The following is a 23,409-nucleotide window of genomic DNA, read 5'->3' as shown; positions in this document are numbered from 1 at the left end:
CTTTCCTCCGGGCGCTTCCCTTCGGTATTTCGTGTTCCGACTCTATCAGATCCTTTTCCGTGCCGTTCCCGGCTCGAATTTCGTTTCCGATCCCCGTCGAAGGGGGTTTGTTTCGCGCCTTTCGGCGTGTCCACTACGTTAGCGGATTTCCCTGGTGGCTCCTAATCGAGCCGATCGCGGTCTTATTTCGGGGTAGCGAAACAGGACCCCGATCCGGGGTGCGTCCTCGTAGTAGTGGTTGTGCCACCCAGCGGTCCACGCACATGGCGCTGTCCGTCTCAAGCGGCTCGGGCCACGTTAGGCGCTCGGTGCTTCAGAGTCAAGCACCCTCAACGTTACTCCTGCTTGCCCCGGTGACGCGGCACATGAGCCCGGTAGGGACTGACGGTCGGATCCCCGTCGGCCCAGAAGCGCCAGGGGTGAGCCGCGCCGTCACCGCCGACGCCCGTGCGGGGGCCGCTGCGGATGTGAGCGGTGGGGACCGGGGTGCCGGTGAGGACCGAGAGAGGGGCCTCCGGGCCGGCGCAGATGTCGATGCCGTTCAGGGTGCGGTCGATGTCGAGCGCGGTGGCGAGCCGGGCCGGGCCCTGGGCCAGCTCGCGGTCCTTGCGCGCCTTGGGGCGTCGCTCGCGGGCGAGGTCGGCACCCTTGATCACCTCTGCCCCGCGCAGGAGGACACCGCTCGCGGTGCCTTCCGGGCCACAGACCAGGTTGAGGCTGAACCACATGCCGTAGATGAAGTAGACGTAGGCGTGCCCGGGCGGTCCGAACATCGAGGCGTTCCGCTGGGTACGGCCGCGGTAGGCGTGGGAGCCGGGGTCCGCCTCACCCGCGTAGGCCTCGACCTCCGTCAGGCGGACCTCGATCGGCCCGTCCGGTGTCATGCGGACGAGGGTCCGCCCGAGGAGGTCCGGTGCGACCTCCAGGACAGGACGGTCGAAGAACTCCCGGGTGAGTGGCATACGGTCAGGCGCGTCGATCATGCCGATCGAGCGTAACGGAAGGGCTCGGGAAACGGGGCCCGGGGAGGAAGAGCATGGGTTTCAAGAAGTTGCTGGCGAGCCTGGGTGCCGGAGGTGCTTCCGTCGAGACGGTGCTGTTCGAGGAGAACGTCGTCCCTGGTGGGGTCGTGCAGGGCGAGGTGCGGATCCAGGGCGGCTCCGTCGCGCAGCGGATCGAGGGGCTGAGCGTGGGCCTCCAGGCGCGGGTCGAGGTGGAGGGCGGGGACAGCGAGTACAAGCAGGACGTCGAGTTCGCGCGTCTTCAGCTGGGTGGTGCCTTCGAGGTGCAGGCCGGTGCGGTGCACTCGGTGCCGTTCGCGCTGGAGATCCCGTGGGAGACGCCGGTCACCACGTTCATGGGTCGGCACCTGACCGGGATGGACGTGGGCGTGACGACGGAGCTCGCGATCGCCCGCGCGGTGGATTCCGGCGACCTCGATCCGGTGAACGTCCACCCGATGCCGGCGCAGCAGGCCATCCTCGACGCCTTCGGTCGGCTGGGCTTCTCGTTCAAGAGCGCGGACCTCGAGCGTGGCCACATCCGCGGGACGCGGCAGCGGCTGCCCTTCTACCAGGAGATCGAGTTCTTCGCCCCGCCGCAGTACCGGGGGCTGAACCAGGTCGAGCTGTCGTTCGTCGCGGACGACCGTGAGATGGACGTCGTGCTGGAGATGGACAAGAAGCCGGGGCTCTTCACCGAGGGCAGCGACTCGTACCGCTCGTTCACCGTCGATCTGCAGTCGTTCGCGCAGACCGACTGGGCGGCCTACCTCAATCAGTGGCTCGCGGAGGTCGGCGGGCAGCGCAACTGGCTGTGATCGGCCGAGGGGCGCGCGCTCGGCGCGCCCCTCGCCCGGCGGTGGTGCCTGCCGTCAGGGCCTGTCCGGGGCGTCGTCAGGCGAGCAGCACCGTCAGCGGGGACTCGCTGTCGGCCCAGTAGTCGACGGCTTCCCCGAAGATCGTCTGTGCGGTGCGGGCGGCCTCGGGGGCCGCCTTGCGGAAGGCGTCCCAGTCCACCGCGATGAGCAGACAGCCGCGGACCTTGTTGCCCTCGCGCCACCAGGAAAGATCCATGAGGCAGTCGGCGAGGGCGTCCCAATTGCGGCCGAACCAGTCGGGGAAGTCGAGGTCGGCCGCGCACCGGTCGAGGAACGCAGTCTTGTCGGTCACGCCCTCCAGGCGCAGGGGCGCGGCCCGCCAGTCGGCGTCGGTGGCGAGCGTCAGGACGCGGGCGGGAGCCTCGGTGGGCGGCAGGTCGTAGACGCCCGGCGGGGTGGAGCCGTGGAGGAGCGCGGAGAGGCCTGGTGCGGGCAGCGGGCCGGTCATGGTTGTACCACCGCTTCGAAGGTCTGGTAGTGGTCGCCGGTGTAGTAGCGCTCGGCGTGGTCGCCGGTGATGATGCGTCGGGCGCCGCGGGTGCGGGCGCCCGGGGTGGGGACGGTGTACTCGTGGTAGTACCCGCGGGTCTGCTTGGGCAGCCGGTTCTCGTAGTTGCCGAAGACGGTGCCGTCCTTGTCGTACGGGAAGGGGCCGCCCCTGTCGATGAGTTCGAGGGTACGGCGGGCCTCGGCCGGCAGCCGGTCCCGAGTGACGGTCTTCATGCCCTTCGCCCAGGCGGGGATCGCGGTGGGCGCGGCGGAGGTCCTGGAGGAGGACGCGGGCGAGGTCTTGTCGGCCTTGGAGGCGCCGGAAGAGCAGGCCGGCAGCATGAGCAGGGGGAGCGAGGCCAGCAGCACGGTCAGTGCGCGCCAGGGCCTGCCCGGCGGGTGTCCGTGTCGTCGTCCGTTTTGTCGAAGCACACTCCGTATGGTCGCAGCCGGTGCCGGTCACGGCCTCGTTAGGCTGGGCACTTTCACTGATCCGCGCGTACAGGAGGTGTTGAGGTGTCCGAGCACAAGAGGCGGCCGCTCCCCCACGATTTCCACCCGGCGGTGCCGTCGTTCACGGTGGTGAGCGATGACGTGGCACAGGGCGGGACGCTCGGGGAGGCCCAGGTGCAGAGCGGGGGCAACACCTCGCCGCAGTTGCGCTGGGAGGGCTTCCCCGAGGGCACGAAGAGCTTCGCCGTGACGTGCTTCGACCCGGACGCGCCGACGGGCAGCGGGTCTGGCACTGGTCGCTGTTCGACATCCCGGTGTCCGTGACGGAGCTGCCGGCCGGTGCGGGGAGTGCCGGGTTCAAGGGGCTGCCCGAGGGTGCGGTGCATGTGCGCAACGACTACGGGACGCGGGACTTCGGCGGGGCCGCGCCGCCGCCCGGGGACGGGCCGCACCGCTATGTGTTCACCGTGTACGCCGTGGACCGGGAGAAGCTGGGCCCGGACGAGGATGCCACTCCGGCGGTGGTGGGCTTCCATCTGCGGTTCCACGCGCTGGCGCGCGCCGAGCTGATCGGCGAGTACGAGACTCCCGCCTCGGCCTGAGTTCCTGCGGTCCGGGCGCGGTCCATGGGCCGCGGCCGGAAATTCCGTTGCGCCCGGCCGCCGCGAACCGCACAGTGGTGCATGGCTGACGGCTCTCATTCGGCCGTCGGGCAGCAGATACCGCAGTGGCGGGGGCGGCGGGGCGCGAGCAGCGCCCGTCGTCTGCCGGAGCCCGGCCCACGCCGGGTGCCCGCGTCCGCTGCCGTGCGCTCCGGGCCCGTGTTCGTACGGGGGAAGGGCCCGGAGCGTTTCCCCCTTCCCATTCTCCTGACGTTCCATCAACTTCCTTTCGGGCTGCGGAAATTGCGTTGTTCCCAGCCATTGCTCCCGGCACAGTTGAGCCATCTTTGCCGCTGGGGCGGGGACGGGCCGGGAGGTGGACGGGATGCGGGAGACGTTGGTTCTCAATGCGAGCTTCGAGCCGCTGGCGACGGTGTCGCTGCGCCGGGCGGTGGTGCTCGTGATGCAGGACAAGGCCGTCGTCGAGCAGGCCCATCCCGGTCTGCGGATCCGCGCGTCGGCCGTCGAGGTGCCGGTGCCGCGGGTGATCAGGCTCTCCCGGTACGTACGGGTGCCGTTCCGAAGACAGGCGCCGTGGACCCGGCGGGGGGTGCTGGTGCGTGACCGGCACCGGTGCGCGTACTGCGGACGGCGGGCGACGACGGTGGACCATGTGATGCCGCGCTCGCGCGGGGGTGCGGACAGCTGGCTGAACACGGTCGCGGCGTGCGCGGAGGACAACCACCGCAAGGCGGACCGTACGCCCGAGCAGGCCGGAATGCGCTTGCTGACCCGGCCTTTCGAGCCGACGCCGTCCGAGTCGCTGTTGTTCTCGCTGGGGGCGGACAGCCGGGCCTCCCTTCCTCAGTGGCTGGCCCGGTCGGCGTAGGCCGGGGGGCCCGGGGGCCGCCCTGACGGGACGGCCCCCGGGTGCCACGTCAGTCGAGCAGGAGCTGGACGATCGCGACGATGCCCACGGTGACGATGACGCCGCGCAGGGCCGTCGGCGGGAGCCGGCGGCCGACCTTCGCACCGATCTGGCCGCCGATGGCGGATCCCACCGCGATGAGCACGACGGCGGTCCAGTCGAAGTCGGCGACAAACAGGAAGAAGAGCGCGGCGACGCCGTTGACGACGACGCCGAGGATGTTCTTTATGCCGTTGATGCGCTGGAGGTCGTCGCGGAGGAGCAGGCCCATGAGGGAGAGGTAGAGGACCCCTTGGGCCGCGCCGAAGTAGCCGCCGTACATGCTGGACAGCAGCAGGCCGACGAGCAGGGCGATGCCGCCGTCGCCGCCCGCCTCGGTGCCGTTGCGCTCGCGGCGGCGGGCGAGGGCTCTGGCGAGCCGGGGCTGGAGGACGACGAGCACGAGAGCGATGGCGATGAGGGCGGGCACGATTCCGTCGAATGCCTTCGACGGGAGTGCGAGCAGCAGGATCGCTCCGATGAGGCCGCCGATCAGGGCGGTGACACCGAAGCGGATGACGCGGCGGCGCTGACCGCGCAGTTCACGGCGGTAGCCCAGGGCGCCGCTGATGTTGCCGGTGACGAGGCCGAGCGTGTTGGAGACGTTGGCCGTGATGGGCGGTAGTCCGGTGGCGAGGAGCACCGGAAAGGTGATCAGGGTGCCGGAGCCGACGATGGTGTTGATGGTGCCGGCGCCGATGCCGGCCGCGAAGACCGCGAGTGCTTCCCAGATGGACAAGGCCATCTCCTTTGGTCAGTGTGTCGCCTCCCCGCCGGTTAAGGGGTCGAGGGGCCACACTGATCATGCACCAGGACGGATCTTCGTCAACAGTCGACGGGGCTTCGGCCCAAGTCGACGGGGCTTCAGTCGATGGGCGGCTGCTCGCGGCGCGGGGGCTCCTTGGTCTCCTTCGAACCCCGGCTCATGGGGCCGAAGTTGCCGACGGCGCCACTCAGGCCCTTGAGGGCGTCGCCGATTTCGCTGGGCACGATCCAGAGCTTGTTGGCGTCGCCTTCGGCGATCTTCGGGAGCATCTGGAGGTACTGGTAGGACAGCAGCTTCTCGTCGGCGTCGCCCGCGTGGATGGACTCGAAGACCGTGCGGATCGCCTGGGCCTCGCCCTCGGCGCGCAGCGCGGCGGCCTTGGCCTCGCCCTCGGCGCGCAGGATCGCGGACTGCTTCTCGCCCTCGGCGGTCAGGATCTGCGACTGGCGGATGCCTTCGGCGGTGAGGATCGCGGCGCGCTTGTCCCGGTCGGCGCGCATCTGCTTCTCCATCGAATCCTGGATGGAGGTCGGCGGCTCGATGGCCTTGAGCTCGACACGGTTGACGCGGATGCCCCACTTGCCGGTGGCCTCGTCGAGGACGCCGCGCAGGGCCGCGTTGATCTCCTCGCGGGAGGTGAGGGTCCGCTCGAGGTCCATGCCGCCGATGATGTTGCGCAGGGTGGTGACAGTGAGCTGCTCGATGGCCTGGATGAAGCTGGAGACCTCGTAGGTGGCGGCCCGGGCGTCGGTGACCTGGTAGTAGATGACGGTGTCGATGTTGACGACCAGGTTGTCCTGGGTGATCACCGGCTGCGGCGGGAACGGCACGACCTGCTCACGGAGGTCGATGCGGTTGCGGATGGAATCGATGAACGGGACGACGATGTTCAGGCCCGCGTTGAGGGTGCGGGTGTAGCGGCCGAAGCGCTCGACGATGGCGGCACTGGCCTGTGGGATCACCTGCACCGTCTTCATGAGGGCGATGAAGACGAGCACCACCAGAATGATCAGGACGATGATGATCGGTTCCATCGTGGCTCCCCGTGCCTTGGTCGTGATGTCGGGTGTGGTCGCTCGGGCCGTCGGTCCGGGCAGTCGTTGATCGACTCCATGAAGTCTTTCAGAACCCCCCGCCGCCGTGCAGGCGTTGGGCCCACATCGTGTGGATCGCTCACATCACAATGGCCGTCGCGCCGTCGATCTCGATGACGTCGACCTGCTGCCCGGCCTCGAAGCTCCGCTCGGTGTCGTACGAGCGGGCCGACCAGATCTCACCGGCGAGCTTGATGCGTCCGCCGCCGGCGTCGACCCGCTCGACCACGACGGCCTGACGGCCCTTGAGGGCGTCGACTCCCGACATCAGCTCGGGGCGCTGCGACCTGTGCCGGGCGGCGATGGGGCGCACCACGGCGATGAGGGCGACGGAGACGACGGCGAAGACGATGAACTGCGCCACGGTGCCGCCGCCGAGGGCGGAGGTGACGGCGGCGGCGACGGCTCCGACCGCGAACATGCCGAATTCGGGCATCGCGGTGACGACCAGCGGAATACCCAGCCCGACGGCGGCGACGAGCCACCACACCCATGCGTCCACCCGTTCATGGTAGGCGCGGGGGCGTCGGCGGGACAGGGCGCCGGGGGTGCCCTTCGGGGCGGCTCCCCCGGTCCTCGGGCGTGGGCCGGGGGGCAACGCGCCCGGCAGGCGCGGTGTTGCCTACGAGAGCGGCAGGCCCTGGGCGGTCCAGCGGTCTCCGTTGCGCTCGACGATCAGGGGGAGGCCGAAGCAGTGGGAGAGATTGCGGGAGGTGAGCTCCAGTTCGACGGGGCCGGCGGCGAGCACCTTGCCCTGACGGATCATCAGGACGTGGGTGAAGCCGGGCGGGATCTCCTCGACGTGGTGGGTGACCATGACCATCGAGGGTGCGAGCGGGTCCTTGGCGAGCCGGCCGAGGCGACGGACGAGGTCCTCGCGACCGCCGAGGTCGAGGCCCGCGGCGGGCTCGTCGAGCAGCAGCAGCTCGGGGTCGGTCATCATCGCGCGGGCGATGAGGGTGCGCTTGCGCTCACCCTCGGAGAGGGTGCCGAACTTCCGGTCCAGGAAGTCCGTCATGCCGAGCACGTCGAGGAAGGCGCGGGCGCGCCGCTCGTCGACCTCCTCGTAGTTCTCCTGCCAGGTGGCCGTCATGCCGTACGCGGCGGTCAGCACCGTCTCCAGGACGGTCTGGGCGCGCGGCAGCTTGTCGGCGAGGGCGATGCCCGCCATGCCGATGCGGGGGCGCAGCTCGAAGACGTCCACCTTGCCGAGCTTCTCGCCGAGGACCGTGGTCGAGCCCTTGGTCGGGAAGAGGTAGCTGGAGGCGACATTGAGGAGAGTGGTCTTGCCGGCCCCGTTGGGGCCGAGGATCACCCAGCGCTCCCCCTCCTTGACCGACCAGGAGACCTGGTCCACCAGAGCCCGGCCCTCGCGGACCACGGATACGTCCACCAGTTCCAGCACATCGCTCATGAGCGCGTTGTCTCCCATTGCAGTCTCGTCGTCGCTTGCACCTGTCGGCGCAGTCCCCAAGGAAAACCTACGCCACCGGCTGTCGGTGCCAGTCCTTAGGCTGGTGGCCATGCTCGATGAACATCGCTCAGGACGGCTCACGGCATGGGGAAATGCCCTGATTGCCGGATTTGCCGCGCCCGATGACGCCGCACACCACATCACCGGGGACGACGTTGTGCATCGCGTCACCGGTCTGCCCGGGGAATCGGGTCCGGTCGGGCTCACGCTCGCGCTCGGCCGGCTGCGCGCGCTCGGGGCGAGGGGCCTGCGGCTCGCGCTGCCCGCGCCGGGCCACCCGCTGGGGCTCAGCGGCCCGCCGGAGTTCAACGCCCGCGCGCTGGAGGCCGAGGAGGCGGTCGTCGCCTCCGGCGTCGCGCTCGGGCTCGTGCCGGAGGTGTACGAGGCCGGGCCCGAGGGCGATGTGCATGTGGAGGTGCTGTGGCACTGCCTGCCCGTGCGGGACGCGCCGCCCGCTGACGTCCCCTCGCTCGGGGAGGCCGAGCGGGAGCTGGCCGAGGCCCTGCGTGACGCGACGGAGGTGCTCTCCCGGCTGGACGTGGCCGGTTCGGGCCCGGTGGCACAGGCCGCTCTGGACGCCTACCGGGCACGGGCCGAGCGGGGGCGCGAGGTGCTCGCGCCGGGATATCCGCCGCGCGCGGTGCGGGTCCTGGAGCTGGCGCAGCGGGTGGGCGCGCTGATCGCGATCGCCTACGAGCCGGGCGACCGCGAGGGCCGCGAGCACGGCGGAGCGGTGAGCGCGTCGGAGATCGCCGCGCGGGCCGAGGCGCTGCGGCCGGTGGAGCGGACGGCCCGGCGGGCCCAGGTGGCCGCGTACAACGCCATGGTGGAGGAGCGGGACCGGCACTGAATCCGTGCCGACGTGCGAGAAGGCCCTGCGGACCGACGGTCCGCAGGGCCTTCTCCGACGCTCGGGGTGAGACGGGGTGCGTCAGGCGTTGACGCAGGTGTTGCCGAACGTGGGGTTGAGGATGCCGAGGAGGATGTCGACGGTGTTGCCGCAGATGTTCAACGGGATGTCGATGGGCACCTGGATGACGTTGCCCGAGACGATGCCCGGCGAGCCCTTGGTCACACCATAGGCACCGGCGCCGTGATGGCCGTCGCGACCCTTGTGGTCGTCGTTCGCGGAAGCGGCGCCGACAGAGCTACCGACGACGACGCCTGCCGCGGCCAGAACGACGACGGCCTTTTTGGCACTGTTCATGAGGTGTCTTCCTTTTGCTGATGTCCCTGTGGCGACCCCGACCGCGGGGTCGCGTACTGATGAACGTCAGCGAACCGCCGATGGCACGGCCATCGGCGGTCTTGCCCTCGTTCGGACGATCGCTCGCCCCCGGGACCCGGCTCCGTCGGAACGGAGCCGGGCGGGCGGAACGCGCCGGAATTACTTGTTGATGCAGACGTTCCCGGCGGCGGGGTTGAACAGACCCACCACGCTGACGGTGTTGCCGCACAGGTTGACCGGGACCTTGACGGGCACCTGGACGACGTTGCCGGAAGCGATACCCGGGGAGTTCTGCGCGTTGCCGTCGGCCTGACCGTGCGCGGAGGCCGCACCGGCGCCGGCGAGGGCGAGACCGCCGACGGCGATCGTGACGGCTGCGGCCTTCTTCATGTTCTTCACTTCTTGATGACCTTCCTGAAACGTTGCCACGGCCAGCCGCCGCGGTACGCATGGAGAACGGGTCACCGCCGGTCCGGATGCGGGGCCGGGCCTACGACCACACGACCGTATGAATCTCTGATCAGAAGACGACGTTCCGTTATGACGGACTCAAGCCCCGATCCCGTGGCGTACCGCCCAAAGCGCCGCCTGGGTCCGGTCGGAGAGATCGAGCTTCATCAGGATGTTCGATACGTGGGTCTTGACAGTCTTCTCGGAGAGCACCAGGGCACGGGCGATCTCCCGGTTGGAGCGACCGTCCGCGATCAGCGCGAGCACCTCGCGCTCCCGCTCGGTGAGCCCGTTGCCCCGCCCGTGGCCGCCACCCGTCTCCTCCTGGGCCAGCAGGGCCCCGGCGACCTCGGGCTGCAACAGCACATGCCCGGCGTGCACGGACCGGATCGCGCCGGCGAGGGCATCGGGGTCCACGTCCTTGTAGACGTAGCCGGCCGCCCCGGCCCGGAGCGCCGGGACGACGGTGCGCTGCTCGGTGAAGCTGGTGACGATCAGCACCCGGGCGGGGTTGGCCAGCTCCCGCAGCTTGCGCAGCGCCTCGATGCCGTCGGTGCCGGGCATCTTCACGTCCATCAGGACGACGTCGGGGCGCAGCTCCTCGGCGCGGGCGACGCCCTCGGCACCGTCCGCCGCCTCGCCCACCACCTCGATGTCGTCCTGGACCTCCAGGAAAGTCCGCAGCCCCCTGCGCACGACCTGGTGGTCGTCGACCAGCAGGACCCGGATAGCCCGCCCGTCGCCCGCCACCACCCTTCGGCCGAAGCGCTCCGCGCTGCCCCTGTTTGATTCAGACACCCGGCACCTCCATCTCGATCGTGGTGCCCTTGCCGGGCTCCGATGTCACGGTCAGCCTGCCGCCGACGCCGCTCGCCCGGTCCCGCATCGAGACCAGGCCGAGGTGGCGGCCGGCGCGGCGGACGGCGGAGGGGTCGAAGCCCTGCCCGTCGTCGGCCACCCGCAGCGCCACCACCGGTCCGACGCGGCTGACGACGACCTCGACGCGCTCGGCGCCGGAGTGGCGCAGGGCGTTGTGCAGGGCCTCCTGGGCGACGCGCAGCATCGCCTCCTCCTGGGCGGCCGGCAGGGCCCGCACGCCGTTAGAGGCGAAGGTGACGTGAGCGGCGTGGGCCCGGTCGAGGACCTTGACCTGGGTGCGCAGGGTGGCGACCAGTCCGTCCTCGTCGAGTCCGGCGGGGCGCAGCTCGACCACCGCAGCGCGCAGCTCGTCGGCCGCCTCGGCGGCGAGCTGGGCGACCTGCTGCAGCTCGCCCTTGGCACGGGCGGGGTCGCGGTCCACCAGGGCGGTGGCGGCCTGGGCGGTCAGCCGCAGGGAGAAGAGCTTCTGGGCGACGGCGTCGTGCAGCTCGTGGGCGAGGCGGGCCCGCTCCCCCGCGATGGTCAGCTCACGGCTGCGCTCGTACAGGCGGGCGTTGGTGAGGGCTATGGCGGCGTGCTGGGCGAGCACGCCGAGCAGTTCCTCGTCCTCGGCGGTGAAGGCGCAGCCGCCGGGCCCGTACGGGGGCTGCCGCGCGGCGGTCCTCTTGTTCGCCAGGAACAGCGCGCCGAGGATCTCGTCGCCGTCGGCGACGGGCATGCCGAGGAAGTCGCTCATCTCGGGGTGGGCATCGGGCCAGCCCTCGAAGCGGGGGTCCTCACGGACGTCGGCGAGGCGCTGGGGGGTGGCCTCCTGGAGCATCGCGGCGAGGATGCCGTGCTGGCGCGGCAGCGGGCCGATGGCCTTCCACTCCTCGTCGCTGATGCCGTCGACGACGAACTGGGCGAAGCCGCCGTGGTCGTCGGGGACGCCGAGCGCGGCGTACTCCGCGTCCAGCAGCTCGCGGGCGGAGACGACGATCGTCTTGAGGACGTCGCGTACCTCCAGGTGCCTGCTCATGGCGAGCAGCGCGGTACTCACGGCAGTGAGGCCGGAGCGTGGGCCATAGGTCATGGCCTCACCGTATCGACGGGTGGGTAGGGGCGTATCGGACCGGCGGGCGGCCGGAGGTAGGTCTCGGGGCCTAGGTCCTGCGCTGTGTCCTTCGCCGGACGGGCTGCTGTGCTGTGTCCTCAATCGCCGGACGGGCTGATATCAGCCCGTCCGGCGACCCCGGACGCGCCCGCAGGGCGCCCGCCGCCGCAGGCGGCAACGACGGCCCGCAGCCGAAGCCCCGCCGGCCAGGCCCTCGTACCCCAAAAACGACATATGGGTTCATCGCCTATATAAGGGGACGGAAGGATGTGACCGCTCGCCCCCCGCAGGGGAAGTGTGGTCACCGATATCCGGGGCACGAGTTCCGCCATGTGCCCCTCATCGCGCCCGGCCGGGGACCAGACTCGGGATATGTCTATACCAACGACACAGTGGAGCCCCACCCACGGCGACCCCTACCGGCCGGTGCCCTACCGCCCGGAGCGGATGCCCGCCGAGGAGTCCCTCGCCCGCGCCGCCGAGCTGCGGGAGCGGATGGACCGGCGGCGGACCGTCCGGCAGTTCTCGGCCGACCCGGTGCCCGAGCAGGTGGTGCGGGACGCGATCGCATGCGCGGCCACCGCGCCGTCCGGTGCGCACCAGCAGCCGTGGACGTTCGCGCTGGTGAAGGACCCCGACGTGCGGCGGCAAATCCGGGCGGCCGCGGAGGAAGAGGAGCGGATCTCCTACGACGGCCGGCTGGGCGAGGAGTGGCTGGCGGCGCTGCGGCCGCTGGGCACGGACGAGGTCAAACCGCACCTGACGGACGCGCCCGCGCTGATCGTGGTCTTCCAGCAGCGCTACTGGCTGGGCGAGGACGGCGGCAAGCGCAAGCACTACTACGTGGACGAGTCGGTCGGCATCGCGGTCGGCATGCTGCTCTCGGCCCTGCATCTGTCGGGGCTGGCGGCGCTGGTGCACACGCCGAGCCCCATGCGGTTCCTCTCCGAGGTGCTGGGCCGCCCGGCGAACGAGAAGGCGTTCGCGGTGATCCCGGTGGGGTACCCGGCGGCGGACTGCCGGGTGCCGGATCTGGTCCGCAAGAGCCTCGATCAGGTGCTGGTCGAGATCTGAGACGCCTCTGCGAGGCCCCGGACGCGCATATCCGCGTACGCGAACGGTCACACCGGGCGACCGGCGGGGGTTTCCGGTGTGACCCCGCGCATAGGACCCACATCACTTACGACCTCGGCTAGTGGACGGATAAGACCGCTGTAAGCGGGTAGCCGGGGCGATTTCGGTGCCCTCCGCACCCCCCGTCGCAACGAAGCGGGATAGTACGTCACACCTTTGCCACAGGATTTTGCAGCCGCTAACAATTGCCCAGTCGCACGGCGCCGTGGAACGAAAAACGGCGCTCACCGCGCCAGTCCGGCCCTTGCGACTTACGCGATTGGAAGAGGTTCAGCTCACTCATGCGCTCCCCCATCTCTGGTTATAGCCGCCTGACCAAGGCCCACAAGCTCTCCGTGGCCGGTATCGCCGCGGTCGGCGCCGCCTCCCTGGCCTTCGCCGTCGTCCCCGGTGCCGCCGCCGACGAGGACAAGCAGTCCGTCGCCGTCAAGCCGGTCGCCTGGAGCGCCTCCGAGTTCGGTACGGAGCACCAGCAGAACGAGCTGACCAAGCAGTCCGACAACGCCGCCAAGGCGGCGAAGGCGCAGGCCGAGGCCAAGAAGAAGGCCGACGCCGAGGCCGCCAAGGCCAAGGCCGACAAGGAGCGCGCCGACAAGGAAGCCGCGAGCCGTTCGGCCGCGCGCAAGCCCGCCCCGGTCCCGCCCGCCCCGGCGAAGAAGACCTACGCGAACAACCTCGACGGTTGGATCAACGAGGCGCTGGACATCATGCGCGCCAAGGGCATCCCCGGCTCCTACGAGGGCATCAAGCGCAACATCATGCGTGAGTCGACCGGCAACCCCCGGGCGATCAACAACTGGGACATCAACGCCGTCAACGGCGTGCCCTCCAAGGGCCTGCTCCAGGTGATCGACCCGACCTTCAAGGCGTACCACGTCGAAGGTACCTCCTGGGACATCTACGACCCGGTCGCCAACATCACCGCGGCCTGCAACTACGCGGCCGACAAGTACGGCTCGATGGACAACGTCAACTCCGCCTACTGAGTCGACGGACAGCACCTACGCCGAAGGGCGGCACCCGATCCGGGTGCCGCCCTTCGGCGCGCTCCGCCCGTACCCGGGCGCGGGTACGAGCGGGACTAGTTGCGCATGACCTCCGGCTCGTGGCGGCGCAGCAGGCGTGCGACCGCGAAGCCGCAGATGACGCCGAGGATGATCAGCACGGTCATGTCGATGCCCCACTGGGCGGCGGTGTGCTCCCAGAGCGGATCGAGGTTCTTCGGGTCGCCCTTGTCCATCGGGGCCATGATGTGCGAGAGGTCCAGCGTGGCACCGGCGGCGCCGATGGCCCAGCGGGACGGCATCAGCCAGGCGAACTGCTCGATGCCCGGCGAGTCGTAGATCTTGAACATGATGCCGGTGAAGACGACCTGGACGATGGCGAACATGACCAGGAGCGGCATGGTCTTCTCGGCGGTCTTCACCAGGGCGGAGATGACCAGGCCGATCATCATCGAGGTGAAGCCGAGCGCGATGATCACCAGGCAGAGCTCGGCGGCCGGCAGGGCCTTGAGGATCAGCCCCTCCGCCGGCAGCTCACGGACCGAGAAGCCGATGGCGGAGATGATCACACCCTGCACCGCGGTGATCAGACCGAGGATGATCACCTTGGACATCAGATACGCCGACCGGGAGAGGCCGACGGCGCGCTCCCGCTCGTAGATCACCCGTTCCTTGATCAGCTCACGGACGGAGTTGGCCGCGCCGGAGAAGCACGCGCCGACCGCGAGGATCAGCATGATCGTGCCGGCGTCCTGGTTGAAGTGCCCCTTGCCGGGGGGTGCCAGGCCGAAGTCGGAGGGGATGACGCAGCTGACGCCGCCGAGCACGGCGGGCAGGATGAGCATCAGCCCCATGAAGCCGCGGTCGGAGGCGATGACCGAGACGTACCGGCGCATCAGCGTCCACAGCTGGGATCCCCAGCTCTGCGGCTTGGGCGGGCGGACCATCTGGGGCTGTACGTGTACGGACTGCGGGGCCACGGCGTCGAGGTCCGCGGCGTACATCTGGTAGTGCTGCGAGCCGCGCCAGCGGCCCGACCAGTCGTAGTCCCGGTAGTTCTCGAAGGCGGAGAAGACATCGGCCCACGTCTCGTAGCCGAAGAAGTTGAGCGCCTCCTCCGGCGGGCCGAAGTAGGCGACCGAGCCGCCGGGCGCCATGACCAGCAGCTTGTCGCAGAGCGCCAGCTCGGCGACGGAGTGGGTGACCACGAGGACCGTACGGCCGTCGTCGGCGAGGCCGCGCAGCAGCTGCATGACGTCGCGGTCCATGCCCGGGTCGAGACCGGAGGTCGGCTCGTCCAGGAAGATCAGCGACGGCTTGGTGAGCAGCTCCAGGGCGACGGAGACACGCTTGCGCTGACCGCCGGAGAGGGAGGTGACCTTCTTGTCGGCGTGGATGTCGAGCTTCAGCTCGCCCAGGACCTCGGTTATGCGGGCCTCGCGCTCGGACGCCGCGGTGTCGCCGGGGAAGCGGAGCTTGGCCGCGTACCTCAGCGCCTTCCGGACGGTGAGCTCCTTGTGCAGGATGTCGTCCTGCGGGACGAGACCGATGCGCTGGCGCAGCTCGGCGAACTGCTTGTACAGATTCCGGTTGTCGTAGAGGACGTCGCCCTCGTTGGCCGGGCGGTAGCCGGTGAGCGCCTTGAGCAGGGTGGACTTGCCGGAGCCGGACGGGCCGATGACCGCGATCAGCGACTTCTCGGGGACGCCGAAGGAGACGTCCTTGAGGATCTGCTTGCCGCCGTCGACGGTGACCGTGAGGTGACGGGCGGAGAAGGAGACGTCGCCGGTGTCGACGAACTCCTCGAGGCGGTCGCCGACGAGACGGAACGTGGAGTGACCGACACCGATGATGTCGTTCGGGCCGATGGTCTGCTGGCGGACCGGCTGACCGTTGACATACGTGCCGTTGTGGCTGCCGAGGTCGACGATCTCGAAGCGGCCGTCGTGCGTGGCCCGGAATTCGGCGTGGTACCGGGAGACCTGGAGGTCGGAGACGACCAGCTCGTTCTCCAGGGCACGACCGATGCGCATCACCCGGCCGAGCGCCATCTGGTGGAAGCTGGTGGGGCTGCGGTCGCCGTGGGCGGGCGGGGCTCCGGCGCCGCCGCCGGGCGCCTGGTACGCGGGCGACTGCTGCTGCGGGACGTACGCCTGCTGGTTCTGCGCCTGCTGGGGCTGCTGGTACTGGGGCTGCTGCCAGCCGCCCTGCTGCTGCGCGGGGTCCTGATACTGCTGGGGCTGCTGCCAGCCCATGCCCGGCTGCTGGTGCTGCGGCGGCGCCGGACGGCCCTGTACGGGCGCGGCCATCGCGGTGTGCGCGTTGTAGATGTCCGCGACCGGTGCGGAGGCGCCGGCAACGGTGAGATTCAGCCGCGGACCGTCCGTCGCGTTGCCCAGGTTCACCGCCTGGCCGGGGCCGATCTCCATCTGCTGGATCCGCTGGCCCTGTACATAGGTGCCGTTGGTGCTGCCGTGGTCCTCGATGACCCAACTGTGCCCGCCCCACCGCACGGTGGCGTGCCGCCACGAGACCCGGGCGTCCTCCAGCACCATGTCACCCTGGGGATCGCGCCCCAGGGCGTACGACCTGGACGGATCGAGCGTCCACGTCTGTCCGTTCAATTCCAGTACGAGTTCCGGCACTCCATGCCCCACTACTTGTCCCCCGATGCACCCCTCGCGCAGGAAGTCTGCACAGGGAGTCTAGGGATGGCGAACATCGGGTGGAACTATTTCAGGCCCAGTCGCCGATCCGAAACTCGGGGACTGACGCAGTCCTGTAACAGGCACCGTTGACTCGGCCGAAACTCGCCCGGAGAGTAGTAACCGCCCATGGATGCGTACGGAACGTGCGCTTCCGGGGCAAGGGGTCGGGATCGGGGGGCCGTGATGACCATCGGCAGCGGCAGCCGCCGCCTGCGCGGCGCACAGGTACTGCTCACCGCGATAGCGGCGGTGAGCTGGTCTTTTCTCGCCATGGCGGGGGTGGCGGCGGCGGGCTTGCATCTGCTCGGGGCGGACGGGGCGGGCGCGCTCGGCCCGATGACGGCGGCCGCGATCGTGCTCGCCGTGGGGGGATCCGTCACACCTTCGGGCGATGTAGAGGCCTTTGGTCTGCAGGCGTCCGGCGCGTACACCGCGATCGACATCGCGCCACTGGGGGTGAGCCTGGCGGGGGCGCTGCTCCTGGGCTGGATCTTCGCCCGGTCGCTGCGAGCGGCCGGGGGCGTCCCCCGCCCGGCCGAGCTCCTCGCCCGGGTGGTCGCGGTGGCCGGGCTCTTTCTGCTGCTGCTCGCCGGCCTCGCCTGGGCGGGCGAGGACACCGTCACCATCGACGGCAAGGAGCTCGGCCTCGGCGGCGGCCCGGGCGGGGGTCCGCATCTGGAGATACCCGGCCTCGGTGACATCGGCGGCGGCCTGCCGGACCGGCTCGCCGACCTCGCGGGCGCCAAAGCGGCGGTCGGTTTCAGCGTGCGGACCGGGCCCTCGCTGCTGGCCGGAGCGGTGTGGGTGCTCGCCGTCCTGGTGATCGCGCTGCTGGCCTCGCGCCGGGCGCCGCTGCCGAGCGGCTGGGGCGCGGTGGACCGCGCCGTGCGCCCGGCGGTCTCGGCGCTGTGCGCCGTGCTGGTGCTGGCCGTCGGCGCGGGCCTCGCCGCGGCGGCGTACGCGGCGACGAGCGACGGCCATCCGCGGCGGGTGCTGGGCGCGGCCCTGCTCGGGGCGCCGAACGGGGTGTGGCTGGGGGTGCCGCTGGGACTGCTCGTCCCCTGGCGGGGCTCGGCGAGCGGGGCACTCACCCAGGTGCTGCCCGCCCCGCTGGACGAACTGCTGGGAATGCGCGCGGACGAGACGGTGACCGTGGGCCGACTCGCGGAGTTCGACAGCCGGGTGTGGCTGCTGACCGTGGCGTGCGCGCTGCTCATGCTCACGGCCGGGCTGCTGACCGCGGTCCGTACGCCGCGCGGCGGGGCCGGGCCGGTGGGCTTCACCGCCCGGTGCGCGCTACGGCTCGCTCTCGCCTCGGCGCTCGTACTGCCGCTGCTGGTGCTGCTGACCCGGGTGAAGGCGGACGCGAGCCTGTCGGTGCTCGGCTTCGACGCCTTCGGGGCGGGGCTGGAGCTGAGCGGGAACATCCCCGTGGCGCTGGTGCTGGGCGCCGCGTGGGGAGGCGGCGCCGGGGCGGGCGGGGCGCTGCTGGCCCTGGCCACGGGCGCGGCCGGGCTCCGGGCCACCGCGGGCGCGCCGGGGGCGGGCGCGGCCCGCGCGTACCCCGATCCGGCCTGGCTGCCGGGGCCGTACAACCCCTCGTCGGCGTACCGCCCCTCGCACGGGGACACCAATCCCTATCTGCGGCCGGTCGTAGGCGACCCGATCCGTTCCCCCGAGCCCGGCGATCCGGGCGCCCAGACGCAGACCTGGGCGGGGCAGCCACCGCTGCCGCCCCGCCCCCGTCCCCGGTACGGAAGGCCGTTCGGGACGCCGCCGGAGGAGCCGCCACCGCCGGGGGTACCGGGACGACGGCGCTGACACCCGAGGGGGCCGGGGCGGTGGTGCTGACGCGCCGGGGGCCAGGCGGTGGCGCTGACGCGCCGGGGCCGGGGGCCGCGGCGCGCTGACGCCCGGCGGCACGGACCGGCGCCTTCGCCCCGTCCGGCGCCCCCATTCGGCGCCCCGTCCGATCACCGGGACACATGTGCGGCTCCGGAGGGGCGCCGGATAACGTAGGGGTCACCATGAGCGCATCGCAGACCCCGCCTGGCACAGCCGCACTCGGCGACGACGACCCGACCCTCCTCGTCAAGATCTTCGGGAAGGACCGCCCAGGCATCACCGCCGGGCTCTTCGACACCCTCGCCGCCTACGCCGTGGATGTCATAGACATCGAGCAGATCGTCACCCGGGGCCGGATCACCCTGTGCGTCCTGGTCACCGCCCCCGAGGGAGGCCCCGGCGTCGAGGGTGGGCTGCGGGCGACCGTGCACAGCTGGGCGGAGTCCCTGCGGCTCCAGGCGGAGATCATCTCCGGCCGGGGCGACAACCGGCCGCGCGGCACCGGCCGTTCCCATGTGACCGTGCTCGGACACCCGCTCACGGCGGAGTCGACGGCGGCCATCGCCGCCCGGATCACCGGTACAGGCGGCAACATCGACCGTATCTTCCGGCTGGCCAAGTACCCCGTGACGGCGGTGGAGTTCGCGGTCTCGGGCGCGGAGACGGAGGCGCTGCGCACCGCGTTGGCCACCGAGGCGGCCGCGCTCGGTGTCGATGTGGCGGTCGTGGCGGCCGGGCTCCAGCGGCGGGCGCAGCGCCTGGTCGTGATGGACGTCGACTCGACGCTGATCCAGGACGAGGTCATCGAGCTGTTCGCGGCGCACGCGGGCTGCGAGGCCGAGGTCGCGGAGGTGACGGCCCGGGCGATGCGCGGGGAGCTGGACTTCGAGCAGTCGCTGCACGCCCGGGTGGCGCTGCTGGAGGGGCTGGACGCGTCGGTGGCGGAGAAGGTGCGCGCCGAGGTCCGGCTCACGCCGGGCGCCCGGACGCTGATCCGGACGCTGAAGCGGCTCGGCTATCAGGTGGGTGTCGTCTCCGGCGGTTTCACCCAGGTCACGGACGATCTGCGGGAGCGGCTGGGGCTGGACTTCGCCTCCGCGAACACGCTCGAGATCGTTGACGGCAAGCTGACGGGCCGGGTCACCGGCGAGATCGTGGACCGGGCGGGCAAGGCCCGGCTGCTGCGCCGGTTCGCCGCCGAAGCGGGGGTTCCGCTCTCGCAGACGGTGGCCATCGGGGATGGCGCGAACGATCTGGACATGCTCAACGCGGCGGGCCTGGGCGTGGCGTTCAACGCGAAGCCCGTGGTGCGCGAGGCGGCGCACACCGCCGTGAACGTGCCGTTCCTGGACACCGTGCTGTATCTGCTGGGCGTCACCCGCGAAGAGGTCGAGGCGGCCAACACCCACGACCACGAGTGAGCGGGCGCGGGGCTGTGGTGTGTGCACCTCCGCTGCGCGGCGGTGTCCTCAAGCGCCGGACAGGCTTGATTCGGCTGAGCTCAGCCGATGGCAGCCCGTCCGGCGCTTGAGGACGCACCCGCAGGACGCCCCGCCGCAGACGGCACATCCAACCCCACCGACGGAGGGCGACCCAAGGACGCACACCCCGCCCAGCGGGTGCGGTGTGGCCGAGCTCAGACACAACAAGCCCGTCCGGCGCTTGAGGACGCGCCCGCAGGACGCCCCGCCGCAGACGGCACATCCAACCCCACCGACGGAGGGCGACCCGAGGGCGCACACCCCACGCCCGGCCGGCAGGCCTACTCGTGCGGCGGCCAGAAGGCGACCAGCTTGCCGGTGCCGTGCTCGACGCTCTTCCAGGGTCCGCTGAAGGTGAGCACCGCGATCGCGGCGGTGGGGAATCCGGAGCGGTTCAGCCGGGGCAGGAGATCGCTCTCGGCCTCGCCGGCCAGCGCGTCGGCCAGGGCGTGCATGCCGGGGTTGTGCCCGACGAGCAGCAGGTCGGCCACCTCGTCGGAGGTCTCGTTGATCACCGCGATGAGCTCGCCGAGGGATGCCTCGTACAGCCGGTCCTCATAGACCGTGCGGGGACGCTGGGGCAGCTCGTGGACGGCGAGCTTCCAGGTCTCCCGGGTGCGGGTGGAGGTCGAACAGAGGGCCAGGTCGGGGATGATGCCGGCGGTGGCGAGCCGGCGCCCGGCGACCGGGGCATCCTTGCGGCCGCGCTCCGCGAGCGGGCGCTCATGGTCGGAATCGTCGGACCACTCGGCCTTGGCGTGCCGGAGAAGAACAATCCTGCGGGTCGGTTCGGCGCTCATGTTTTCCAGCTTCGCATGAAACGGACCGCGAGGCGCGGGGTGTTGGGAGGCTTGCCCCGAGGGGGTACTCCGGCCCCGCCCGGCTCAGCTCTGCAGGGCGTGCCGGACGAATTCCACCGCGCGGGAGACCGTGCCCTCGCCGAAGGCCGTGGTGCCGGTGTCGGCGGAGGCGGGCGAGGCCAGCAGGACGAACAGCGCCACGAAGGCGGCGGCGGGCAGCACGAGCGCCCACCACGGCAGGCGGGTCTGCGCAGTGGTGCCGGAGGTCCGGGGTCGGGTACCGGCGGACATGGGATCGCCTCCGAGCGGTTCGGTGCACCGCCGCGTCGCGGTGTACTACGAACCTACGGAGACGGGCGCCCGGCCCCCATCCGGTGTGCCACCCACTTACCCCTGACACTGGCCCCCTAGGGGATGGTGGGGCCAGCCCCACCATCGGGCGACGGCGCGGGCGCCGGGCGTCCGCGCCGAGGCGGTGTCAGGGCGAGGCGAGTGTCGCGATGACGGCGATGACGACGGTGATGCCGAGCATCACGCCGAGGATGGTGACCAGGGTCTTCTGGCCGTTCTTGGGGTTCGGGTCGAGCACGCTCATGGCACCAGTGTCGCACCCGCTCACGCGGTCGGGGCGGCGGGCCCGGTCTCGTCCTCGACGGTCCGGTCGCGGCCGGCCAGCACGCCCGCCACGGCCTGAGGCACCATCAGGGCGGCCATCAGGGCGATCGGCAGGTCCCAGCCGCCGGTGCGCTCGTAGAGGGCGCCGACGAGCAGCGGGCCGGGGATGGAGATGAGATAGCCGGTGCTCTGGGCGAAGGCGGACAGCCGCACCACGCCGGCACCGGACCGCGCCCGCATCCCGATCATCGTCAGGGCCAGCGGGAACGCGCAGTTGGAGACGCCGAGCAGCAGCGCCCAGACCCAGGCGCCGGCGGCCGGGGCCAGCCACAGCCCGGTGTAGCCGGTCATGCCGAAGGCGGCGAGGACGAGGACGAGGACGCCCTGGTGGGGCAGCCGGGCCGCCAGCCGGGGCAGCACGAAGGAGAGCGGCACCCCCATGAGCATGGTCATGGCGAGCAGGACCCCGGCGGTGGAGGCGGAGACCCCGGCGTCCCGGAAGATCTGCGGCATCCAGCCCATGGTGATGTAGGCGCCGGTGGCCTGGAGGCCGAAGAAGACGGCCAGGGCCCAGGCGGTGGGGCTGCGGGTGATGCGCACGGCGGCAGCGCCGGGCGCGGTGCCCGCGCCCGGCGTGGCGCGCTTGTCGGCGGCATGCGTCGTCCGGGCCGTACGGCTGCGGGCGACGGCGAGCCAGACCAGCGCCGCGGCGGCGCCGAGCAGCGCCCAGATGCCGAGGCCGAGCCGCCAACTGCCGCCCAGCGCGTCGGTCATGGGCACGGTGGCGGCCGCGGCGAGGGAGGTGCCAGCGGACATGGCCATGGAGTAGATGCCCGTCGTCGGACCCACCCGGTCGGGGAACCAGCGCTTGACGATCACGGGCATGAGGATGTTGCTGACCGCTATGCCGGCCAGCGCGAGGGCGCTGAGCGCGAGGAAGCCGACGGTGCCGCCCGCGTACGGCCGGACCGCGAGGCCGACGGTGATCGCCACCATGCCGGCGCAGACGACCGCGGCCGGGCCCCAGCGGCGGGCCAGCCGGGGCGCGGTGAGACCGAAGACCGCGAAGCACAGGGTGGGCACGGAGGTGAGCAGCCCGGCGAGGGTGCCGCTCATGCCGAGGTCGTCGCGGACCTCCTTCATCAGCGGGCCCAGGCTGGTGATGGCGGGCCGCAGGTTGAGGGCGGCGATGACGAGCCCCACGAGCAGCAGGAGACGCTGCCGGCCCCCGGTACCCGGCTCCGGCGCGGCTTCGGCCGCCGGTCTGCGCGCGGTGGTACGGGTGGGTGCGGCGGTGTCGGCCGCCGCGCGGTCTTCGTCTGCCCTGGGTGCCATGAAGACCATCATAGAATCATGGGATGAATCGTCGAAACGGAATTCCATGCCACTGAACTCGCCCCGGCGCTCCCCGCTCGTCGACCAGGTGATCGCCGGGCTCCGGAACCAGATCACTTCCGGCGAATGGCCGGTCGGCTCGCGCATCCCCACGGAGCCCGAGCTGGTCGAGCAGCTCGGGGTGGCCCGCAACACCGTGCGCGAGGCCGTGCGTGCCCTCGCGCACAACGGGCTGCTGGACATCCGGCAGGGCTCGGGGACATACGTGGCCGCCACCAGCGAACTGGCCGGCGTGATGCGCCGGCGCTTCGCCCAGGCGGACCCGCTGCACGTGGCGGAGCTGCGCAGCGCGCTGGAGACGAAGGCGGCGGGATTGGCGGCCCTGCGCCGCACGGAGGCGGACCTGCGGCAGCTGGACACCCTGCTGGAGCGGCGCGAGCGGGCCTGGGACTCGGGGGACGCGGAGCGGTTCGTCGAGGCCGATGCCACGTTGCACTCGGCAGTGGTCGCGGCGGCGCACAACGAGGTGCTGGCCGAGCTGTACGCGGACCTGGGCTCGGTGGTCCGCGACTTCCTGCGCGCGGACGTCGGCCCCGAGCTGCGGCCGGAGGCGCACACGGACCACGCACGGCTGGTGGCGGCGATCAGGGCCCGGGACGAGGCGACGGCGTCGGCCGAGGCGGGCGCCCATCCGTTCGGTTGCCGTCAGGGCGACGAGGGGGCCTGAGCGGGCTGTCAGCCCGGGGTGTGCGTGACCCAGGCATGCCGTATCTCCAGCCAGCAGCGCTGGGCGAGGGAGACATGGCGGGCGGGGTCGACGGTGACCGGGGCGGTGTCCATGTCCGGGTCCCACCAGCGGGCGCACTCGACGTGCAGCTGGACGCGATCGGGGCGCGCGTGCCCGTTGAAGCAGACGGCGGTGGCGTGGGAGCCGTGTATCCGGGTGCGGCACTCGGCCTCCTGGGGCTCCGCGGGGGCCGCGGCCGCCATGGGGGCGAGGGAGCCGGCGAGGGCGGCGGCGGTGAGCAGCAGCGCCGCCGTACGGCGGATGGGTGCACGCACGCCCGTACCTCCTCCCCAGCGGTGCGCCGGGAACCTCCCGGTTCCTCCCAG

General features: G+C 71.4%; 25 protein-coding genes and 1 pseudogene. 9 read left to right on the top strand and 17 right to left on the bottom strand.

The features are described from left to right. Positions 1-335: 335 nt before the first annotated feature. Positions 336-983 (bottom strand): DNA-3-methyladenine glycosylase, encoded by a 648-nt coding sequence (locus tag ACZ53N_RS09575; RefSeq protein WP_469140349.1) that lies wholly within the window; start codon positions 981-983, stop codon positions 336-338. Between the two features lie 53 nt (positions 984-1,036). Here ACZ53N_RS09575 and ACZ53N_RS09570 point away from each other — a divergent pair, with 53 nt between their 5' ends. After that, on the top strand, positions 1,037-1,819 hold the full coding sequence (locus ACZ53N_RS09570) for a sporulation protein (RefSeq protein WP_469140348.1): 783 nt from the start codon (positions 1,037-1,039) through the stop codon (positions 1,817-1,819). Between the two features lie 76 nt (positions 1,820-1,895). Here the strand turns inward: ACZ53N_RS09570 and ACZ53N_RS09565 are convergent, their stop codons facing one another. Beyond that, positions 1,896-2,327 carry a barstar family protein gene (locus ACZ53N_RS09565; RefSeq protein ID WP_469140347.1) on the bottom strand — a complete coding sequence of 144 codons (432 nt, stop codon included), beginning with the start codon at positions 2,325-2,327 and terminating at the stop codon, positions 1,896-1,898. Beyond that, on the bottom strand, positions 2,324-2,800 hold the full coding sequence (locus ACZ53N_RS09560; protein WP_469140346.1) for a guanyl-specific ribonuclease: 477 nt from the start codon (positions 2,798-2,800) through the stop codon (positions 2,324-2,326). The genes ACZ53N_RS09565 and ACZ53N_RS09560 overlap by 4 nt, the downstream gene beginning before the upstream one ends. Before the next feature lie 84 nt (positions 2,801-2,884). Between ACZ53N_RS09560 and ACZ53N_RS09555 the strand changes: the two are divergent. Together ACZ53N_RS09555 and ACZ53N_RS09550 are read left to right on the top strand one after the other, a co-directional pair. Then, positions 2,885-3,423 (top strand): annotated as a pseudogene (locus ACZ53N_RS09555) (YbhB/YbcL family Raf kinase inhibitor-like protein). Positions 3,424-3,808: 385 nt separating this feature from the next. Then, a complete protein-coding gene (locus ACZ53N_RS09550; protein ID WP_469140345.1) occupies positions 3,809-4,312 on the top strand; it encodes an HNH endonuclease in 504 nt (167 codons plus the stop codon). Positions 4,313-4,361: 49 nt separating this feature from the next. Here the strand turns inward: ACZ53N_RS09550 and ACZ53N_RS09545 are convergent, their stop codons facing one another. From ACZ53N_RS09545 to ACZ53N_RS09530, 4 genes are all read right to left on the bottom strand, one after another. Further along, positions 4,362-5,129, bottom strand: a complete 768-nt coding sequence (locus ACZ53N_RS09545; protein ID WP_469140344.1) for a sulfite exporter TauE/SafE family protein — start codon at positions 5,127-5,129, stop codon at positions 4,362-4,364. A 125-nt stretch (positions 5,130-5,254) separates the two neighbouring features. Next, positions 5,255-6,190, bottom strand: a complete 936-nt coding sequence (locus tag ACZ53N_RS09540; RefSeq protein ID WP_469140343.1) for an SPFH domain-containing protein — start codon at positions 6,188-6,190, stop codon at positions 5,255-5,257. 139 nt (positions 6,191-6,329) lie between these two features. Further along, complete coding sequence (locus ACZ53N_RS09535; protein ID WP_469140342.1) at positions 6,330-6,752, bottom strand: NfeD family protein; 423 nt, start codon at positions 6,750-6,752, stop codon at positions 6,330-6,332. A 120-nt stretch (positions 6,753-6,872) separates the two neighbouring features. After that, on the bottom strand, positions 6,873-7,682 hold the full coding sequence (locus ACZ53N_RS09530) for an ABC transporter ATP-binding protein (RefSeq protein WP_469140341.1): 810 nt from the start codon (positions 7,680-7,682) through the stop codon (positions 6,873-6,875). Between the two features lie 91 nt (positions 7,683-7,773). On the opposite strand from ACZ53N_RS09530, the gene ACZ53N_RS09525 reads away from it, so the two are divergent. Next, complete coding sequence (locus ACZ53N_RS09525; protein ID WP_469140340.1) at positions 7,774-8,574, top strand: hypothetical protein; 801 nt, start codon at positions 7,774-7,776, stop codon at positions 8,572-8,574. Between the two features lie 81 nt (positions 8,575-8,655). Here the strand turns inward: ACZ53N_RS09525 and ACZ53N_RS09520 are convergent, their stop codons facing one another. The 4 genes from ACZ53N_RS09520 to ACZ53N_RS09505 form a co-directional block, all read right to left on the bottom strand. Continuing rightward, positions 8,656-8,931 carry a chaplin gene (locus ACZ53N_RS09520; protein ID WP_469140339.1) on the bottom strand — a complete coding sequence of 92 codons (276 nt, stop codon included), beginning with the start codon at positions 8,929-8,931 and terminating at the stop codon, positions 8,656-8,658. 180 nt (positions 8,932-9,111) lie between these two features. Beyond that, positions 9,112-9,351, bottom strand: coding sequence for a chaplin (locus ACZ53N_RS09515; protein ID WP_370418624.1), 240 nt, complete (start codon positions 9,349-9,351; stop codon positions 9,112-9,114). Between the two features lie 150 nt (positions 9,352-9,501). After that, on the bottom strand, positions 9,502-10,152 hold the full coding sequence (locus ACZ53N_RS09510; RefSeq protein ID WP_469140362.1) for a response regulator: 651 nt from the start codon (positions 10,150-10,152) through the stop codon (positions 9,502-9,504). A gap of 40 nt (positions 10,153-10,192) precedes the next feature. Beyond that, positions 10,193-11,353, bottom strand: coding sequence for a GAF domain-containing sensor histidine kinase (locus ACZ53N_RS09505; RefSeq protein ID WP_469140338.1), 1,161 nt, complete (start codon positions 11,351-11,353; stop codon positions 10,193-10,195). Between the two features lie 393 nt (positions 11,354-11,746). Here ACZ53N_RS09505 and ACZ53N_RS09500 point away from each other — a divergent pair, with 393 nt between their 5' ends. Then, positions 11,747-12,448, top strand: a complete 702-nt coding sequence (locus ACZ53N_RS09500; protein ID WP_469140337.1) for a nitroreductase family protein — start codon at positions 11,747-11,749, stop codon at positions 12,446-12,448. Between the two features lie 341 nt (positions 12,449-12,789). Then, positions 12,790-13,494 (top strand): transglycosylase SLT domain-containing protein, encoded by a 705-nt coding sequence (locus tag ACZ53N_RS09495; RefSeq protein ID WP_469140336.1) that lies wholly within the window; start codon positions 12,790-12,792, stop codon positions 13,492-13,494. Between the two features lie 95 nt (positions 13,495-13,589). Here the strand turns inward: ACZ53N_RS09495 and ACZ53N_RS09490 are convergent, their stop codons facing one another. Continuing rightward, the gene (locus ACZ53N_RS09490) at positions 13,590-16,169 is read right to left on the bottom strand and encodes an ABC transporter ATP-binding protein/permease (RefSeq protein WP_469140335.1); all 2,580 of its coding nucleotides are present in this window, start codon (positions 16,167-16,169) and stop codon (positions 13,590-13,592) included. A 234-nt stretch (positions 16,170-16,403) separates the two neighbouring features. Between ACZ53N_RS09490 and ACZ53N_RS09485 the strand changes: the two genes are divergently transcribed. Together ACZ53N_RS09485 and serB are read left to right on the top strand one after the other, a co-directional pair. Next, positions 16,404-18,041 (top strand): streptophobe family protein, encoded by a 1,638-nt coding sequence (locus ACZ53N_RS09485; protein WP_469140334.1) that lies wholly within the window; start codon positions 16,404-16,406, stop codon positions 18,039-18,041. 206 nt (positions 18,042-18,247) lie between these two features. Continuing rightward, the gene (gene serB / locus ACZ53N_RS09480) at positions 18,248-19,486 is read left to right on the top strand and encodes a phosphoserine phosphatase SerB (protein WP_469140333.1); all 1,239 of its coding nucleotides are present in this window, start codon (positions 18,248-18,250) and stop codon (positions 19,484-19,486) included. Positions 19,487-19,827: 341 nt separating this feature from the next. Here serB and ACZ53N_RS09475 read toward each other — a convergent pair whose 3' ends face one another. The 4 genes from ACZ53N_RS09475 to ACZ53N_RS09460 form a co-directional block, all read right to left on the bottom strand. Continuing rightward, positions 19,828-20,346 (bottom strand): SixA phosphatase family protein, encoded by a 519-nt coding sequence (locus tag ACZ53N_RS09475; RefSeq protein ID WP_469140332.1) that lies wholly within the window; start codon positions 20,344-20,346, stop codon positions 19,828-19,830. A gap of 84 nt (positions 20,347-20,430) precedes the next feature. Then, positions 20,431-20,637, bottom strand: a complete 207-nt coding sequence (locus ACZ53N_RS09470; RefSeq protein WP_469140331.1) for a hypothetical protein — start codon at positions 20,635-20,637, stop codon at positions 20,431-20,433. A gap of 187 nt (positions 20,638-20,824) precedes the next feature. Beyond that, positions 20,825-20,941 carry an SGM_5486 family transporter-associated protein gene (locus ACZ53N_RS09465; RefSeq protein WP_469140330.1) on the bottom strand — a complete coding sequence of 39 codons (117 nt, stop codon included), beginning with the start codon at positions 20,939-20,941 and terminating at the stop codon, positions 20,825-20,827. Between the two features lie 20 nt (positions 20,942-20,961). Further along, positions 20,962-22,296: a CynX/NimT family MFS transporter gene (locus ACZ53N_RS09460; RefSeq protein WP_469140329.1), complete on the bottom strand. Its 1,335-nt coding sequence runs from the start codon at positions 22,294-22,296 to the stop codon at positions 20,962-20,964. A 46-nt stretch (positions 22,297-22,342) separates the two neighbouring features. Between ACZ53N_RS09460 and ACZ53N_RS09455 the strand changes: the two genes are divergently transcribed. Next, entirely contained in the window at positions 22,343-23,023 is a 681-nt protein-coding gene (locus tag ACZ53N_RS09455) for a FadR/GntR family transcriptional regulator (RefSeq protein WP_469140328.1), read from the top strand. Between the two features lie 8 nt (positions 23,024-23,031). Here ACZ53N_RS09455 and ACZ53N_RS09450 read toward each other — a convergent pair whose 3' ends face one another. After that, positions 23,032-23,358 (bottom strand): hypothetical protein, encoded by a 327-nt coding sequence (locus ACZ53N_RS09450; protein WP_469140327.1) that lies wholly within the window; start codon positions 23,356-23,358, stop codon positions 23,032-23,034. Positions 23,359-23,409 lie beyond the last annotated feature (51 nt).

The organism is Streptomyces sp. NPDC033229 (genome assembly GCF_055576875.1).
This window is presented reverse-complemented; position numbering and strand designations above follow the sequence as displayed.

What these genes read in the sequence shown, in the direction of transcription:
- ACZ53N_RS09575 (WP_469140349.1), bottom strand. Translation starts at nt 983, where the DNA reads ATGATCGACGCGCCTGACCGTATGCCACTCACCCGGGAGTTCTTCGAC.
- ACZ53N_RS09570 (WP_469140348.1), top strand. Translation starts at nt 1,037, where the DNA reads ATGGGTTTCAAGAAGTTGCTGGCGAGCCTGGGTGCCGGAGGTGCTTCC.
- ACZ53N_RS09565 (WP_469140347.1), bottom strand. Translation starts at nt 2,327, where the DNA reads ATGACCGGCCCGCTGCCCGCACCAGGCCTCTCCGCGCTCCTCCACGGC.
- ACZ53N_RS09550 (WP_469140345.1), top strand. Translation starts at nt 3,809, where the DNA reads ATGCGGGAGACGTTGGTTCTCAATGCGAGCTTCGAGCCGCTGGCGACG.
- ACZ53N_RS09540 (WP_469140343.1), bottom strand. Translation starts at nt 6,190, where the DNA reads ATGGAACCGATCATCATCGTCCTGATCATTCTGGTGGTGCTCGTCTTC.
- ACZ53N_RS09530 (WP_469140341.1), bottom strand. Translation starts at nt 7,682, where the DNA reads ATGGGAGACAACGCGCTCATGAGCGATGTGCTGGAACTGGTGGACGTA.
- ACZ53N_RS09525 (WP_469140340.1), top strand. Translation starts at nt 7,774, where the DNA reads ATGCTCGATGAACATCGCTCAGGACGGCTCACGGCATGGGGAAATGCC.
- ACZ53N_RS09520 (WP_469140339.1), bottom strand. Translation starts at nt 8,931, where the DNA reads ATGAACAGTGCCAAAAAGGCCGTCGTCGTTCTGGCCGCGGCAGGCGTC.
- ACZ53N_RS09505 (WP_469140338.1), bottom strand. Translation starts at nt 11,353, where the DNA reads ATGACCTATGGCCCACGCTCCGGCCTCACTGCCGTGAGTACCGCGCTG.
- ACZ53N_RS09500 (WP_469140337.1), top strand. Translation starts at nt 11,747, where the DNA reads ATGTCTATACCAACGACACAGTGGAGCCCCACCCACGGCGACCCCTAC.
- ACZ53N_RS09495 (WP_469140336.1), top strand. Translation starts at nt 12,790, where the DNA reads ATGCGCTCCCCCATCTCTGGTTATAGCCGCCTGACCAAGGCCCACAAG.
- ACZ53N_RS09485 (WP_469140334.1), top strand. Translation starts at nt 16,404, where the DNA reads ATGACCATCGGCAGCGGCAGCCGCCGCCTGCGCGGCGCACAGGTACTG.
- serB (WP_469140333.1), top strand. Translation starts at nt 18,248, where the DNA reads ATGAGCGCATCGCAGACCCCGCCTGGCACAGCCGCACTCGGCGACGAC.
- ACZ53N_RS09475 (WP_469140332.1), bottom strand. Translation starts at nt 20,346, where the DNA reads ATGAGCGCCGAACCGACCCGCAGGATTGTTCTTCTCCGGCACGCCAAG.
- ACZ53N_RS09470 (WP_469140331.1), bottom strand. Translation starts at nt 20,637, where the DNA reads ATGTCCGCCGGTACCCGACCCCGGACCTCCGGCACCACTGCGCAGACC.
- ACZ53N_RS09465 (WP_469140330.1), bottom strand. Translation starts at nt 20,941, where the DNA reads ATGAGCGTGCTCGACCCGAACCCCAAGAACGGCCAGAAGACCCTGGTC.
- ACZ53N_RS09460 (WP_469140329.1), bottom strand. Translation starts at nt 22,296, where the DNA reads ATGGCACCCAGGGCAGACGAAGACCGCGCGGCGGCCGACACCGCCGCA.
- ACZ53N_RS09455 (WP_469140328.1), top strand. Translation starts at nt 22,343, where the DNA reads ATGCCACTGAACTCGCCCCGGCGCTCCCCGCTCGTCGACCAGGTGATC.